Below are 14,865 nucleotides of genomic sequence, written 5' to 3' on the forward strand. Positions count from 1 at the left end.
CTGAACGGTAAAGGCTGAACGCGTGGTCCGGCTAGTCGTTCTGTATGTCTATCCGGCTGTTCAGAAGACGCTTTCGTAGGGCAGGATCGTGAGCATAGAGGTACAGTCCGTTCATCCCGCGTGTAAGAAGGACGTTCAGAGCATTCAGGATGACACGTTCTTTCGCTTTCTCAGGGGCCGCAATGCCATCCCGGCCCTGGAACGCAGCACTGTCCTCATAGCGTGACGGATCAACACGGATACTGTCGGTCGCAGCGTCATAGGAGAGGGACGGTCCCAGAATGACGCCTGCATAATTCAGGTCAAAACCCTGAATGGTATAGACGGACCCGACCTCATCAATGGTGTCAGGGCGTTCGGCCCAAGGCAGTTTTTCGTCTGGCTTGGAGCGGTCCCATCGCAGGCGGAAACGTCCTTCTTTAATGAAGTGGTCTTCGCCATCCAGGCGATATGGATAATCGTAGGTGGAAAGAAGGCGGCAGAGACCGACCTCACGGTTGCGGGTCTGCAGGTCTTCGTAAAGCTGTGCGCAATCGTCATAGATCCGCAGATCAAACTTCGGATCAAGAGGGCATGGCAGGATTTGCCCTTCTGCCAGCGCATCCAGCCAGTGTCTGACTGCTGGGCCTGAACCAACCCGGAATTGAGTGGTCAGGTGCAGGGTCTTGGTCGGGTGGCCTTTACGGAACTCATCCAGCATGGTGGTGGACCAGTGGCTCTTGAATTTCAGAACCTGCAACGGGTCAAAGACGATGATGACCACACGTGCCAGTTCCAGGATCTCTTCAAGATGGTTCTGCTGTTTGAAATGGTTGTAGCGATCCGGTCGGGTGAGGAGCAGATGTGCTTCATCGACCAGAACAATATCTGCGTGGCTGTCAGATTTATGGAGGCGGTTGATGAATGTTGTTGGTCGTTCAAAATCCGCTTTTTTGAGTGCGGGTATTTTTGCCGCGATATTGCGATAGAGCTTCAGCATTTCGGGGTGGTTGACCAGAAGTGCGTTGCGCGTGCCGCTGAGAGGATCGGCAGGGTTTCTGGAGCGTGCCCGTGTCTGAATGGTGTTGAAAATGGCGTTCAGCACAACGCTTTTGCCGGTGCCCGCAGCGCCTTCAATGACGAGAAGCGCGCTCTGGTCATCCAGATGGTCAGAACAGAACGATAGCACTTCCTGGAGAAGGGCAGTTTGTTCCGTGGAGAGCGGCCGGGACGGCGAGAGCTTGGAAGTGGCTGCGTTGACGTGCGGGAGAGGCATTTTTGCGAGAGTTCCTCCCTGTTGCTCAGTCTGCGGCGACATCGGCGACTTTGGCGTCTGTAATCCGCTGGGCGTCCTGAGGGGAAATCCGAACGACAAAGCCCTGATGGCCTGCATTGATATAGACATGGTCCTGACCCATCGCATCCTGGGACAGAACAATGGGAATGGAGGTTGCCTGCCCGAAAGGGCTGGTGCCGCCGGACTGATATCCTGTCAGCGCGTGGGCTTTCTCCGGGTTCATCATGCGGGCGTTCCGGCCGCTGAAAAGTGCGGCGACCTTCTTCAGGTTCAGCTTCTGATGAGCCGGCGCTACGACGCAGGCGGGCTGTTTCTTGTCAATTTCGACGACCAGCGTCTTCAGAACACTGCTCGGGTCAGCGCCGATAGCATCTGCGGCCTGCCTGCCGATCAGTCCGCCATTCGGATTGTATTCGTAGTCGTGAAGGCTGAAAGGAATGCCCTGCTTTTCAAGGAAAAGGGTGGCGCTGGTTTCCCGGCTCATGTGAGATCCCCTGTCTTGTCGCGAAGCGTCCTGGCAGGAGCCGTCGGAAGGGGCGCGGTCAGAAATAACATGTCCGGTCCGGCTGAAGCGGAGGGGGCGCTTCAATGTCGTACTCCCTCACGGAAAAGGGAGGCTGGCATGGTGTATGAACCCTCCAGCAAGACTTCGCAATATTCGAGCAGCGTCCTTCATGAAGATGCAGCCCGAAACCGTATCAGGGCGTTTTTGAGCCAAACTGGTCCCAGTGTTGCAACAGTTCGTGAATGATCCAGTATCCAACACGATAGCCATTATCCAGCGCGACTTTTTCTCAACCACTGTTCATGGACTGGACGGCGGTCATGCTGCGAGATTGCTCGGTGTAGTTGGACGCGCTGCGACGAATCAGAACACGGTTGCTATCTACGCGTCCTGCCTGCCCCAAACGTGTGAGGGCTTCAAGGATGCCTGAATCTTCCATATCGCTGGAGACAAAATGGCTCTTGCCCTGCGTCTGGATCTGTACAGATCGAGTGAATCCCAAGCGGGAAAGGTACTTTTTCAGTGAGATGCTCTCCCTCGATCCAGGGGTGAAACTCGCCTTCGCGATCGCCAGTATCGGCCCCGATCTCGTATGTAGTCAGCACAACGGCGCGGCTGTCCCAAAGTTTATCGGCAGCTTTTGCATGGTTTCCGGCAAGGATGAGAGGAGCGCTGCAAGCTAAGGAAAATGCCCATGGCATGATTTGTTGCACACTGGAGATAATTTTCATGGTTTCCTCTGTCGTTCCGTTCTCATAATGAGGTCGGCCTACAGTAAAGTTCTCGAAAACGAATATTCCGCTGGGAGGGGTGTTCTCTTATAGGCAACGGAGTGATGCCTTTTATAGATGACAAAACATTTTGAAATATAGATTAAGATACTTATCTATTTACTTGGATAAGAAACGATTTCACTAAAATACTATCTTGTAATATGTGTGTTAAAAAAGTCACATATAGAGAATTAGTGCGATTTAATCAAAATGAGTGGCAAATAATTTCTTCAAGTGACTTGTCACGAACGACGTTCTGAATATTTTCTGCACCGAAAATGATACATCTAGGACGGGTGAAGATGAATTTTGGTGCCAGACGTCTCACATTGCTGACAGCGACAGTGCTGGCGGGAGTGTTCTGTGACACGGCCGGGTATGCGGCTCCTCATGCTCGGGCCAGGCATCCGGTTGCGACGGGCGGTTCGCAAAATTCTGCTCCAGTTCATTCTCATGCAGCGCCTGTTCATCATCGTACCGCCGTTGATGCCCAGGACGCGGAAGCAATTTCCGTGCACGTGTCCCGTCAGGCTCTGAATGGCGGCGGCGGCATGATGCGCCATGAGATGGCGTCTCACTCTGTCCAGACCGTGACGCGGCAGTATATCGAGATGCAGAGCCCGGCCAGCACGGCGCTCGACATGATCAAGAACCTCCCGAGTGTTACCGTTTCGACTGTCGACAGCTCTGGCATTCTGGGTGGCAAGATCAACAGCCGCAGCCTGACCGATTCAGACATGGGTATTTTGCTCAATGGCGTTCCTGTGGCGACTGCGTATTACCTGAACCAGAACGTCGACACTGAAAACGTCAATACGATTTCCGTCACACCCGGATCATCTGCCATTGACCTGCCCGTGACGTCTGCGGCTGCGGGTATCATGGACTCCCAGACCATGACGCCGTCTCACAAATTCGGCGGCCTGATGGACTTCTCATATGGGACGAATAACCTGTCCCGCGAATTCATCCGGGTTGAAAGTGGCGATATCGGCAATTCCGGTATCCGTACGTTTGCATCGTTCTCGCATACCCATTCCCGGAACTGGAACGGTCCTGGCACCAACGAGCGACGTCATCTGGATTTCGGCGCGGCCAAAGACTTCAGCGATGGCTCGTCCGTCAATCTGTTCGTGTCGTGGAACCATCAGTTCACGATGGAGCCGCTCAAGCCGACCGCGAAGCAGTTCTACAACAAGAAAGATGGTCTCGGGACGTACAATTATTCCTCGTCCTATGATCCGTCGAACCCGTCAAAATATGGCATGCTGAACGGCAATATGTGGGACCAAGTCTTTGTGACACTGCCTGTCCATGTGCATCTGCCCGCGAAGTTCTCTTTCGATTTCAAGCCGTATTACGTCTATAATGGAGGCTATACTTACAATGGCAGCCTCTTCAACGGAGCCGGTCGTAATGCAACGATCGGGCAAAGTGGAAGTGCCATCACAGGCAGCGTGCCAGCGGCCTCCTATTACAGCGTATATCGCCCGCACGCAGGGACTGTGGCCAAGCTGAATTATGACCCGGTCAGCTGGGACCATATGGAATTGGGGTACTGGTTCGACTATCAGGATAACCAGGTCAACAACATGTATTCCGTGCTGCAGACCAATGGCAGCCAGCACTTCCCGTACAACACCTCCAAGGGCATCTACGTCAGTGGCCAGCGTTACATGCCTTATCAGGGCGATGCCGGTTGGAAGATCCATTCACTGTTCTTCCAGAACACCGCGAAGCTTCTGCATGATCGTCTGACGCTGAATGGCGGCATTAAGGTTGCCATGATCAATCGTTGGACGGTCAATGGGGCCTCCGCCACGCCCCGTACCGAACAGAACCAGGTTGTGCCTCTGCCGCAGGTCGGGATCAGCTATCGGCTTGACCAGCACAACCTGATCTATGTGAATGCGGAAGGTGACTTTCGCATGCCGGACCCGGGATCGTTGGGTCAGGTCTATGATGCGCAGACCGGTGGGTATGTCGGCAATCCGTACAACCCGAAGCCGCAGTATTCCATCAAGGAAGAACTCGGCTGGCGCTTTGATAATGATTACTTCATGACGGATCTGGAGCTGTTCAACTACTCCATCACCAACCGTCTGCTGTCCACGAGTGTGTACATCAACAATCAGGCGATCAGTTCCACCATTAACGCGGGCAACCAGACAGCCCGTGGTGTGGATTTCATGATCTCTGCTCATCCGTGGCACTACTTCAGCCCATATGTCTCCGTCGAGTATCTGAATGCGACGATGGACTCCAACATCCTCACGACCGGCAAGCTGAATGGTCAGACTGTCAGTGACCTGCTGCCGACCAAGGGGAAGACGGCGGTGCAGTCACCGCATGTTCATGCCAGTGCAGGCCTGACCTATGATGACGGTCATTTCTTCGCCAATGGCAGCGTCAGCTATGTGTCGTCCCAGTACTCAACATTCATGAATGATGAGAAAATTCCAGGCTACATTACGGATAACCTGTCGCTCGGCTATCGCTTCAACTCCTATGGCCGTTTCAAGGCACCGAAGTTCCAACTGAATTTCAGCAACCTGGGAGGCGATTTTGTTCGAACGGGTGCGTACAGCCTTGTGTCCAATGCGAAAGCAGCCAAGGGCATCTATGGCAGCACAATCAGTTCCAGCGGAACGCCGACCTATTATCTCTACCCGCGATTCAGCGTGACGGGAAATATCTCCGTCGGTTTCTGATCCGGGAGAAAATGGCGGTGCCCAAGCTCTAGTCTTGAGGGGAAATGCGGCTCTTTCTGGAAGCAGGAGGAGCCGTTTTTTCTTTGGGGCGGGGATGACAGTGGGAATTTTGACCGCTAGCATTCTCATAACGGCAATGGATTCTGCCTGACCGTAATGGTCGAACCGCTCTCCGTCGCGAGATGCTGATGATTCCTGTCAAACTCGCTTCCCAGGAAGCATGGCAGGAGACGTCTATCCAATGCGCACGTTCCAGAATTTTCCACGGCTTGCTCAGATCGCTCTTCACTGGGGGTTGATCCTGTTGCTGCTGGGCGTTAGTGTCGGCTCGATCTGTGCGCTGTTCCTGTGGCTGCTCGATCAGGTGACGCAACTTCGGTTCTTGCATCCGTCGCTGTTGTTCGGGCTCCCGGTGGCGGGGATCGGGGTAGCGCTTCTGTATCAGCGCTACGGCGGCAGGGCGGCGGCTGGCAATAATCTGATCATTGATGAAATTCACAAGCCGGGCGGGGGCGTTCCGTTCTGCATGGCGCCTCTTGTTCTGTTCGGCACGGTCGTCAGCCATCTCTTTGGGGCTTCGGTTGGGCGGGAAGGCACAGCCGTTCAGATTGGAGGAAGTTTTGCGGCGGCGATTGGCAGAATGTTTCGCCTTAATGACCGGGCAATGCGTCTTTTGCTGATGGCGGGGATTGCTGCGGGTTTCGGGGCCGTGTTCGGAACTCCGGTCGCTGGGGCAATTTTCGGGCTGGAAGTTCTGACGCTGGGACGGCTGGATTATGCGGCGCTCCTTCCTGCTGCCGTGGCCTCCATCGTTGCTGACTGGACCTGCCATGCATGGGGCATTCACCATGCCGCCTATCATGTTGGCTTTCGGGGAGTTCCTGCTGCCGATGGCACGATGTTTCATGTCGATGCGCTGCTTCTTGTAAAAGTCAGTTTCGCGGCCGTGTGCTTCGGTCTTGCGAGCCGTGCTTTTGCCTCGGGCGTTCACCGACTGGCAGGTATTTTTCAGAAATTCTGCCCGCAGGCATGGTTGCGCCCCGCACTGGGCGGGATTCTGACGATTCTGCTGGTCGGTTTATTAGGAACGCGGGACTATCTCGGCCTCGGTGTGGCGTCCCCTGACGTCGACGGCGCCAGCATCATGAATTTTTTCGGCCAGGGGTATTATCCCTGGAGCTGGTTCTGGAAGCTGGTCTTCACGCTGGTAGCGCTCGCGTCCGGTTTTAAGGGCGGGGAAGTTACGCCGCTTTTCTTCATTGGCGCCGGGCTGGGAAATGCGCTGTCGCCGGTACTTGGTGTGCCGGCAGATCTACTGGCAGGTGTGGGGTTTGTGGCAGTCTTTGCAGGCGCGGCGAATACGCCTCTGGCCTGTACGTTCATGGCGGTTGAGCTTTTCGGTGCCACAGATGTCGTTTACTACGCGGCGGGCTGTTTCATCGCCTATCTGGCGTCCGGCCACAGTGGAATTTATCAGGCGCAGCGCATTGGAACGCCCAAGACGTCGCTTGCGCTCGAACGATCAGGAACAGTTCTGCGGGATCTTAGGAAATGAGATTATCGGGCAGATCGCTTGCGGGCATTCAAAGCTGTGCAAATGAGTGCCGCAAATAGCACTTCAAGACTGAGAAGTCCTATCCAGGTGGCCGTGGCAACGATTGGAAAGTCGTTGCCATACAGCTCCAGAAACAGGCTCAGCACCAGAAGCGCAAAGCCTGCGAGTTGCAGCCCCAGCCGGTAGGAGCCGGGCGGGGACTTTCGGAAGAAAATACCGCTTCCGCGGGCTGATCCAGCGGCGAGTAGCAGCATCGCGAATTGCCCGCACAGGAAGGATGCTCGCATCATGCCTGCTTTGCTTTTTTGATGAAGGCACGGAAAGCAGCGTAGGCGAAAGCCCCGGAGAAGAGCAGGCTTACAAGGGCAGTGCTTTGGGTGACGGGGTTGGTCCATGGACTGCTCACGGCGGCAATTGCAAAGCACGCAAATGCGCAGGCTGTCAGCATCTCGGGCCACGTGCGTCTGGCAGGGCGCACGAGAGCAAACACCAGTGCCAGCCCCCAGACAATGAAAACGCATTGCACTTCATGGCCCGCACGATGCAGAGACATCGGAGGCAATAGTCTGTTAGCCAAAAAATAGGATGCAAATGCGAGGGGCGTGCCTGCCAGAACGCCAACGTTCAGGCGATCTGTCAGAATATGCCCAAGATGGTGTGGCAGGCGGAGACGTTTGACAGTCCACAGTCGCATTCCGCTTCCGATGACGGCGGTCAGCATCAATCCGGAAATAAAATAGAGCCATCGCGTCACGTCTGGCGTGAACCGTGCAATGTGCAGTCCATACAGGAACGTATAGGTGCGAACGGCTGGGCGCGTCTCGACATGTTCTCTCATGAGACGGCCCGTCGTCCCATCGAATGTCAGGCTATGGGATAGGGTACTAACCGTGCCGTTATGTCCGGCGATGACTGTGATCAGGGAAGCTGCGTCTGCCGGATTGTAAATGTAAATCTGTGAAATCCCAGCCCCTCTGAGGCGTTCCTCAGCGTCCTGAAGCAGGGGAGTTATAGGCGTGAGATGACCGGGTTTTCCGCTAGCTGGTCGGGACTCAAGGGCAGGGTCGAGATCCGTATATCCTGCCATTACATCGTGTTTGTAAACGGCTTGCGGACCCCACGGCAGCAACATCGTGACAAGGGTGACGGCACCGGTAAATGAGATCATCAGATGAAAAGGAAAAGCCAGAACGCCCAGTAAGTTGTGGGCATCCAGCCAGCTTCTCTGTCCCTTGTTCGGACGGAATGTGAAGAAGTCTGCGAAGATTCGCCGATGACTGATCAGTCCGGTGATCAGTCCCACGACCAGGGCAAGAGCTGCCAGGGCGGCGATCAGGCGCCCGTAGGGGTATGGAAGCTGAAGTTCAAAATGGAAGCGGTAAAAGAACTCGCCTCCCAGCGTATCGCGGATACCATCCGGGCTTCCGGTGAGGGGGTTCAGGGCTTTCTGGATGTAGCGTCCGTCAGGCTGTTCCCAGGTTCCAAAGACGTAAGGCGCACGATGGTTCGGAACTGCAAGATACCAGGCAGAGGATTTGGCAGCATGCTCTGTGAGCCATGCTACCGCGTGTGCGGTGGCATCGACGGTTTGGACGTGCGCCGTCTTGAGTTCAGGTCGCATCCAGACGCTGATACCCTCTCTGAAGACACTCAGGGTTCCTGAAAGTGCGATGGCGAACAGAACCCAGCCTGTGACAAGTCCGAGGCCTGTATGCAGCCACGCCATGGAAGCACGGAATGTTCCCTTCATGGGCGCCAGCCTCTGAGTGCTGCCAGCCCCATGAGGGCAAGGAGAGTAATAACTGTGCCGCCAAGTACCTTGCGCCCGTCAGGAAAAGCGAAGCTCGCCATGAACGCGACAGGCCAGATCAGAAGTCCGGTCAGCATTCCTGTCATGGCGCGTTCGATCCGTAGGCCAGGGAGCCAGAGTGCAAGGCATATCCCAACGAAGGCCGAAAGCGCGTAGCCGCCGGGAAGGGCCGCCAGGATCCGGCAGGCCAGATCCCAGCGTTTCAGAGAAGGTGACTTACCAACTGTAGCCAATGGTCGCCTGAGCGTTCCGGCGCTCTCCATAGTAGCAGAATTCCTGACCATAGGAGGCGTAGCTCAGGCAGTTGGCAACGAAGTTCTTGTCGAACAGGTTACGGACGCTGGCTGAGACATTCCAACCACGAAGAGAGCGCGATGCCTTTGAAAGATCATAGCGGACAGACGCATCGAAGACGGCATATTGAGGAACCCAGACGCTGCCATAATCCGCTTCGCCGCCATAAGACTTGTTCGTGTAGCGCATACCGCCACCGAAGCCGAAGCCTTTCAGCGGGCCGGAGGGCAGGGTGTAGAATGCGAACAGTGAAGCATTGCCTCTGCCAGACTGGATAAGAGGCTTGCCCGTTGAGTCATCCTTGACCTTCTGGAAGCTGACGGCTGCCGTGAGCATCAGGTTCTTGAAGGGTTCGGCATGGGCTTCAAGCTCGAAACCGTCGGAATGAACCTTGCCGCTTTCAATGCTGTAGGCACTGTTGGCGACTGCCACGAGTACGTTTGTCTGCTCAATGTGGAAGCCGGCCGCGCTCAGCAGGATTGAGGTGCCGGGAATCTGATATTTCACACCGCCTTCAAGCTGTTTGCCGATGGACGGGTTGGCCTGACGGAAGGTGGCACCTCCATTGCTCGAAACCGTACCGTTCTGAGGCTGGAAGGACGTTGAATAGCTGATGTAAGGCGCCAGTCCGAAGTCGAAGTGATAGAGGCCTGAAGCGCGCCATGTGATCTGGCTTGGGCTCTGCTTTGTGTCCGAACCATAGATATGTTCGACCTGATGGGAGCGATACCAGTCGTTGCGGATACTACCGGTCAGGATCAGACGCTTCCAGTGGATCTCATCCTGTCCATAGGCCCCGACCTGATGAGATGTCGTGTTGTAATTGAGGTATGGGGTGGCAGCCGAAATGGCCATGTTGGAGTTCGGATGAAACACGTTCAGGTCCGGGGCCGCGCCATAGAAGGCCAGTTCGGATGCTGTTTGCTGCATGTAGTCAAAGCCGAACATCAGAGAGTGGGTTAGTGGCCCCGTGTGGACGTGTCCCTTGAACTGGCTGTCAAATTCCAGATTGTGTGTGTGTTCATTCGTTCCGAAAGCAGAGCGGGCGAGAAGACCGTTCGCTTCGTCCGTGTAGTAACCGCTGTTGTAGACGCTGCGGTACTGCGTCTTGATGTCGTCGTAGCGACCGCGCGTACTGAAGCTCCAGTCCTGGTTGAAACGATGGTTCAGGATGTAGGTGATGGAACCGTGCTTGCGGTTGAACTTCTCATAGTTGGCATCGCCATCGTAGAAGTTGCGGGGCAGATACCCGAAGGACGCGCGCTTGAGCGAGCCAACCAGCGGGACGCCACCGTAAGAACCATTCTCTGGGTCGTACTGATAGTTGCCGAGGATTGTCAGGGTTGTCGGGCCGTCGCCGCCAAAGGTGAAGGACGGGCTGATGCTGAAACGTCGGCTTCCTGTTCGGGCAAGTTGCGTATGTTGACCGTTGACAGTGCCGTTGATGCGATACCGGACGAAGCCGTTATCTGTCGCAAAGCCGCCGACATCTGCGTCTACGCGGTAGAGGTCGAACATGCCGCCTGTTGCATTAACTCCACCATAGAACCGCTGGTCCGTAGGGAGTTTGCTGGACAGGGCTGTGAGACCGCCCGGACTTGATTGGCCATAGATCGCGGAGGCAGGACCCTTGAGGATTTCGATGCGCTCCAGCCGTGACGTGTCGGTCTGGGCAACAGCGTAACCTGTCGGGCTGTCCTGCAGTTTCAGGCCGTCGAGGAATGTCGGAATCATGAAACCACGCAGGAGGAACTGGTCATATCGTGTGCCTTCGCCGCCGCGCAGATCAGGCGTAATGCCAGCAGCGTACCGAACGGCTTGGTTAAGGCTCAGAACCCCTCGGATATCCATCTCGTTGCGGGTAATGACCGTGACGGACTGGGCTGTTTCAACCAAAGGCGTATCTGATTTGGTGGCGGATGACGCCACTGTTGACGGCTTGCGCCCACGGACTCTCAGGTTCTCGACACTCGTTACACGAGTATCGGCAGTTCCGGGTTTCTGCGTTTCGACAGTTCTTTTCTGAGGGTGAGAACGATCGGATTTTTCAGTCTGATCGGCTGCAATGGCAGTACCACTCACAAAAAGGGAAAGAGGGATGGCATAAATAGCCCTGCTGCGAGGCATGTCCGATCTCATTGCTGGTTCCTGCTGGCGTATGGCCAACGGCTCGTATCGGTATTGCGAGTCATTTGCAAGTACCGCAGACCAGAGAAACGCGTTGAAGTTCGGATTGCTGCACAGCAGACACACTTTTTCAGAGGCGCGCAGAGGTGAAGGACCGCTGTCACGAGTGGTCGGAGTGGTCTGCTTATGAGAGCGTCCATGCGGACGCCTGTTGTCAGCCGCGGGCATCTGGGCGGGCGAACGTGGCCTTCAGGTTCTTGATGAGGCTTCGGCAAGTTTGAGAAGAATCTGATAAAAGTTGAAGCTGGGACCGGTCAGATCCGGATCGCGCGATGCAAGTGAAATTGTTGCGCGTGGGGCAGGGCCGGAAATCGGGTGAAAAGTGGCGCCGTCAGCATGGATCTGACTAAGATACGCTGGCACGACAGAGACACCCAGGCCAGCGGCCACCATAGGAACTGTAGCTGCAATCTGTGGGGCGGACTGTCCGAAATGGGGCGTGAAGCCAGCCTGCTGACATGCTGCGATAATGGCGTCGTAAAATCCTGGGCCGATTGTGCGATCAAAAATCAGGAAAGGTTCTTTTGCTACGTCTGACAGCTTGAGGGTGTGGTGTTCCGAAAGAGGGTGGCCTTTCGGAATGGCGATCATTGTCGGTTCGTCCAGAAGAAGATGCAGGGAGATCCCTGGATCGGGAGCAGGGGGGCGGACAATTGCAATATCAACCCGACGTTCGCGCAGAGCTTCACACAGCGCGGGAGTATTACTTTCTTCCAGCGTGATCAGAATTTCCGGCCACCGTTCGCGAAAAGCACGGATAGCACGTGGAATCAGGGGCAACATTGCTACGGCACCCGCCATGCCGATTCTCAGTCTTCCCTGTTCACCCCGGGCCAATCCCTGCGCGAGCTGATGGAACTGGCGTTCCAGTGTTAAAATCGTGCGCGCCTGCTCAAGAAGCTGGGCTCCGGTATCTGTCAGGGAGGCACCCCTTCGGGACCGTGTGAAGAGCTTAAGGCCCAACTCCGTTTCCAGGGCCTTGATCTGCTGGCTCAGAGGAGGCTGCTCGATATGAAGAGCCTCCGCAGCCTGCGTAAAGCTTCCATGATCCGCGATCGCCACGAAATAGCGCAAATGTCTTAAATCCATTTATCCATATTAATTATATATGGAAAAGGCTTCAACTATATATTGGACGGCAGAAGAAAGGTCGCGCACTCTAGGCCTCAGAAAATTTCTGAGGACCGGATCATGGCTTTTACTGTTGGACATTACCTTGCTGAACGGCTGACCCAGATTGGCCTCAAGCATCACTTTGCTGTTGCGGGTGACTATAATCTGATCCTGCTCGATCAGTTGATTGAGCATGGCGGGATGAAGCAGATCTATGACTGTAATGAGCTGAACTGCAGTTTTGCCGCTGAAGGTTATGCGCGTGCCAATGGGGCAGCTGCTGCCGTTGTGACGTTCAGCGTGGGAGCCATTTCCGCCATGAACGGTCTGGGAGGATCGTATGCGGAAAACCTGCCGGTTATTCTGATTTCAGGGGCTCCGAATTCCAACGACCATGGCTCCGGACGTGTTCTGCATCACACGATCGGAACCACAGAATACAATTATCAGATGGAAATGGCGAAGCACGTCACGTGCGCCGCTGAGAGCATTACATCCGCAGAAACTGCGCCTGAAAAAATCGATCACGTTATTCGCACGGCCCTGCGTGAAAAGAAGCCGGCATATCTTGAGATCGCCTGTAACGTAGCGAGCCAGCCCTGTGTACGTCCGGGGCCGGTCTCTTCTCTCCTGTCCCAGCTTACGCCCGATCAGGAAAGCCTGAAGGCTGCACTCGCGGAAAGTCTTGGCTTTCTGGAGAAGGCCGAGAATGTGGTTATTCTCGTGGGAAGCAAGCTGCGTGCCAGCGAAGCATTGGACGAGACAATCGCCCTTGCTGACAAGCTCGGCTGCGTAGTGACGGTCATGGCGGCGGCAAAGAGCTTCTTCCCTGAAACGCATCCGGGCTTCAGAGGGGTGTACTGGGGAGAGGTCAGCAGCCCGGGCGTCGAAGACGTTGTGAAAAAGGCGGATGCGGTTATTACTCTGGCGCCTGTCTGGAACGACTACTCATCTGTTGGTTGGCGTGATCTGGTTCGCGGTGAGCGTGTGCTGGAAGTTGAGCCGCATCGTGTGACGGTTGCCGGGAAGACTTTCGAAGGCTTTAGTCTGAAAGAGTTTGTTGTTGCTCTGACAAAGGATGCCCCTAAGAAGTCTGCGTCGCTGGCGGTGTCATACAAGCCCGTCACCCTGCCGGAAAATGATCCAGCCGCTCCACTCACCAATGATGAGATGACGCGTCAAATCAATGCCCTGGTTGATGGAAATACGACGCTTTATGCAGAGACAGGTGATTCCTGGTTCAACGCCATTCGGATGAATCTTCCTGAAGGCGCGAAGGTTGAGTCTGAAATGCAGTGGGGGCACATTGGCTGGTCTGTGCCATCCATGTTCGGCAATGCCATGGCGGCTCCGGATCGCCAGCACGTGCTGATGGTCGGAGATGGGTCGTTCCAGCTTACTGCGCAGGAAGTGGCGCAGATGATCCGCTATGAATTGCCGGTCATTATTTTCCTGATCAACAATTACGGTTACGTCATTGAGATCAAGATCCATGACGGTCCCTATAACTATATTCAGAACTGGGATTACGCTGCTCTGATCAACTGCTTCAACCAGGGTGTTCCGGGTGAGGAAAGCGGGAAATACGGCTTGGGTCTGCATGCTACCACAGGCGCAGAACTCGCTGAGGCTATTGAGAAGGCCCGGAAGAATACTCGCGGACCCACACTCATCGAATGCAAGCTTGATCGGACGGATTGCACCGAGACACTTGTGAAGTGGGGTAAATTCGTGGCCGCTGCCAATTCGCGCAAGCCAGCTTAAAGTACGTTACCGGAGGAGGAGCTTGCCACTTTTGTGGCGGCTCCTCTTTTTGAAACACGAAATAAAAAGTCTATATATTCTGTGATGCGACAGTGCTGCTTTTACAGCGCATTCCCTGTCTTATTGGAAAGGTGTGATCTCGCAGATACCTCCATGTAGGTTGTCTGCCCTGTCTCCAGATTCCAAATTTTTCTATAAATAAAATCAGTGATCTGCTTCGGCATTAAGCCTCTGCATGGGTAGTCTTGCCAACAGAAAACTGCTGGTTTAATTCCATACAGACGGAATGAAACCAGCAGGAAAGTTTATGGCGCGTCCCAGGACCATTAATCGCGAGCAGGTGATGGAATGTGCGGAGCGCCTTGTTCGAGAAGGAGGTGCCACGGCGCTTACTCTTGATGCTGTTTCCAAAGAAGCCGGAATTACCAAGGGCGGTTTGCAATACTGCTTTGGGAGTAAGGATGATCTGATTGCTGCGTTGATCGATCGTTGGATTTCTGCCTTTGATGCCGAGGTGCTCAGGCACGTTCCTCCCGATGCAAGTGCTGTTGACCGTGCGCGGGCTTATGTTCAGGTCTGCAGCCAGATTGATGATGCAACACGCGCCCGTATGGTGGGAATACTCATCACTTTGTTACAGTCTCCTGGTCATTTGCAGAAAGTAAGAGACTGGTATTCAGGGTGGCTGAAATCCGATGTGTGCCAGTCCAGCGAAGCCAGAAAGATACGTGCCATGATTTTCGCGGCAGAAGGTGCATTCTGTCTTCGCAGCTTTGGCTTCATTGATATGCAGGAAGCAGAATGGAATGCTGTTTATGCTGATATTCAAAGGCTGACGCTCTCAGGCGAGGCTGATAATAAGCTGCCAGAAGCATGA

Annotated in this window: 12 protein-coding genes and 1 riboswitch; of the genes, 4 read left to right on the top strand and 8 right to left on the bottom strand. The window is 54.8% G+C overall.

Going from position 1 to position 14,865, the window contains the following annotated elements; genetic code table 11:
• Positions 1-31: 31 nt before the first annotated feature.
• The 3 genes from B7444_RS00875 to B7444_RS00890 all read right to left on the bottom strand — a co-directional run bounded on the left by B7444_RS00875 (position 32) and on the right by B7444_RS00890 (position 2,283).
• Complete coding sequence (locus B7444_RS00875) at positions 32-1,255, bottom strand: DUF2075 domain-containing protein (protein WP_007283601.1); 1,224 nt, start codon at positions 1,253-1,255, stop codon at positions 32-34.
• A gap of 25 nt (positions 1,256-1,280) precedes the next feature.
• A complete protein-coding gene (gene ybaK, locus B7444_RS00880; RefSeq protein WP_007283602.1) occupies positions 1,281-1,760 on the bottom strand; it encodes a Cys-tRNA(Pro) deacylase in 480 nt (159 codons plus the stop codon).
• 310 nt (positions 1,761-2,070) lie between these two features.
• Positions 2,071-2,283, bottom strand: coding sequence for a hypothetical protein (locus tag B7444_RS00890; protein WP_007283604.1), 213 nt, complete (start codon positions 2,281-2,283; stop codon positions 2,071-2,073).
• 573 nt (positions 2,284-2,856) lie between these two features.
• Between B7444_RS00890 and B7444_RS00900 the strand changes: the two genes are divergently transcribed.
• Together B7444_RS00900 and B7444_RS00905 are read left to right on the top strand one after the other, a co-directional pair.
• Entirely contained in the window at positions 2,857-5,265 is a 2,409-nt protein-coding gene (locus B7444_RS00900; RefSeq protein ID WP_007283605.1) for a TonB-dependent receptor, read from the top strand.
• A gap of 123 nt (positions 5,266-5,388) precedes the next feature.
• Positions 5,389-5,470: riboswitch (Fluoride riboswitch) on the top strand.
• A 15-nt stretch (positions 5,471-5,485) separates the two neighbouring features.
• Positions 5,486-6,820 (top strand): voltage-gated chloride channel family protein, encoded by a 1,335-nt coding sequence (locus B7444_RS00905; RefSeq protein ID WP_007283607.1) that lies wholly within the window; start codon positions 5,486-5,488, stop codon positions 6,818-6,820.
• A gap of 2 nt (positions 6,821-6,822) precedes the next feature.
• On the opposite strand, the gene B7444_RS00910 is transcribed toward B7444_RS00905, so the two are convergent.
• The 5 genes from B7444_RS00910 to B7444_RS00930 form a co-directional block, all read right to left on the bottom strand.
• A complete protein-coding gene (locus B7444_RS00910) occupies positions 6,823-7,110 on the bottom strand; it encodes a hypothetical protein (RefSeq protein WP_224777754.1) in 288 nt (95 codons plus the stop codon).
• Positions 7,107-8,570 (bottom strand): PepSY-associated TM helix domain-containing protein, encoded by a 1,464-nt coding sequence (locus B7444_RS00915; protein ID WP_007283609.1) that lies wholly within the window; start codon positions 8,568-8,570, stop codon positions 7,107-7,109. Before B7444_RS00915 ends, B7444_RS00910 begins: the two co-directional genes overlap by 4 nt.
• Positions 8,567-8,893 (bottom strand): hypothetical protein, encoded by a 327-nt coding sequence (locus B7444_RS00920; RefSeq protein WP_231502944.1) that lies wholly within the window; start codon positions 8,891-8,893, stop codon positions 8,567-8,569. The genes B7444_RS00915 and B7444_RS00920 overlap by 4 nt, the downstream gene beginning before the upstream one ends.
• A complete protein-coding gene (locus tag B7444_RS00925) occupies positions 8,847-11,051 on the bottom strand; it encodes a TonB-dependent siderophore receptor (RefSeq protein WP_007283611.1) in 2,205 nt (734 codons plus the stop codon). Before B7444_RS00925 ends, B7444_RS00920 begins: the two co-directional genes overlap by 47 nt.
• Before the next feature lie 249 nt (positions 11,052-11,300).
• Entirely contained in the window at positions 11,301-12,200 is a 900-nt protein-coding gene (locus tag B7444_RS00930) for a LysR family transcriptional regulator (RefSeq protein WP_007283612.1), read from the bottom strand.
• A 102-nt stretch (positions 12,201-12,302) separates the two neighbouring features.
• Between B7444_RS00930 and B7444_RS00935 the strand changes: the two genes are divergently transcribed.
• Positions 12,303-13,988, top strand: a complete 1,686-nt coding sequence (locus B7444_RS00935; RefSeq protein ID WP_007283613.1) for an alpha-keto acid decarboxylase family protein — start codon at positions 12,303-12,305, stop codon at positions 13,986-13,988.
• 307 nt (positions 13,989-14,295) lie between these two features.
• Entirely contained in the window at positions 14,296-14,865 is a 570-nt protein-coding gene (locus tag B7444_RS00940; RefSeq protein ID WP_035730220.1) for a TetR/AcrR family transcriptional regulator, read from the top strand.

The sequence above is a fragment of the Gluconobacter thailandicus F149-1 = NBRC 100600 genome, from assembly GCF_000964465.1.
GTDB classification, from domain to species: Bacteria; Pseudomonadota; Alphaproteobacteria; order Acetobacterales; family Acetobacteraceae; genus Gluconobacter; species Gluconobacter thailandicus.

Excerpts from the sequence above, each read along its gene's own strand:
- B7444_RS00875 (WP_007283601.1), bottom strand. The coding sequence starts at position 1,255 with ATGCCTCTCCCGCACGTCAACGCAGCCACTTCCAAGCTCTCGCCGTCC.
- ybaK (WP_007283602.1), bottom strand. The coding sequence starts at position 1,760 with ATGAGCCGGGAAACCAGCGCCACCCTTTTCCTTGAAAAGCAGGGCATT.
- B7444_RS00900 (WP_007283605.1), top strand. The coding sequence starts at position 2,857 with ATGAATTTTGGTGCCAGACGTCTCACATTGCTGACAGCGACAGTGCTG.
- B7444_RS00905 (WP_007283607.1), top strand. The coding sequence starts at position 5,486 with ATGGCAGGAGACGTCTATCCAATGCGCACGTTCCAGAATTTTCCACGG.
- B7444_RS00910 (WP_224777754.1), bottom strand. The coding sequence starts at position 7,110 with ATGATGCGAGCATCCTTCCTGTGCGGGCAATTCGCGATGCTGCTACTC.
- B7444_RS00915 (WP_007283609.1), bottom strand. The coding sequence starts at position 8,570 with ATGAAGGGAACATTCCGTGCTTCCATGGCGTGGCTGCATACAGGCCTC.
- B7444_RS00920 (WP_231502944.1), bottom strand. The coding sequence starts at position 8,893 with ATGGAGAGCGCCGGAACGCTCAGGCGACCATTGGCTACAGTTGGTAAG.
- B7444_RS00925 (WP_007283611.1), bottom strand. The coding sequence starts at position 11,051 with ATGCCTCGCAGCAGGGCTATTTATGCCATCCCTCTTTCCCTTTTTGTG.
- B7444_RS00930 (WP_007283612.1), bottom strand. The coding sequence starts at position 12,200 with ATGGATTTAAGACATTTGCGCTATTTCGTGGCGATCGCGGATCATGGA.
- B7444_RS00935 (WP_007283613.1), top strand. The coding sequence starts at position 12,303 with ATGGCTTTTACTGTTGGACATTACCTTGCTGAACGGCTGACCCAGATT.
- B7444_RS00940 (WP_035730220.1), top strand. The coding sequence starts at position 14,296 with ATGGCGCGTCCCAGGACCATTAATCGCGAGCAGGTGATGGAATGTGCG.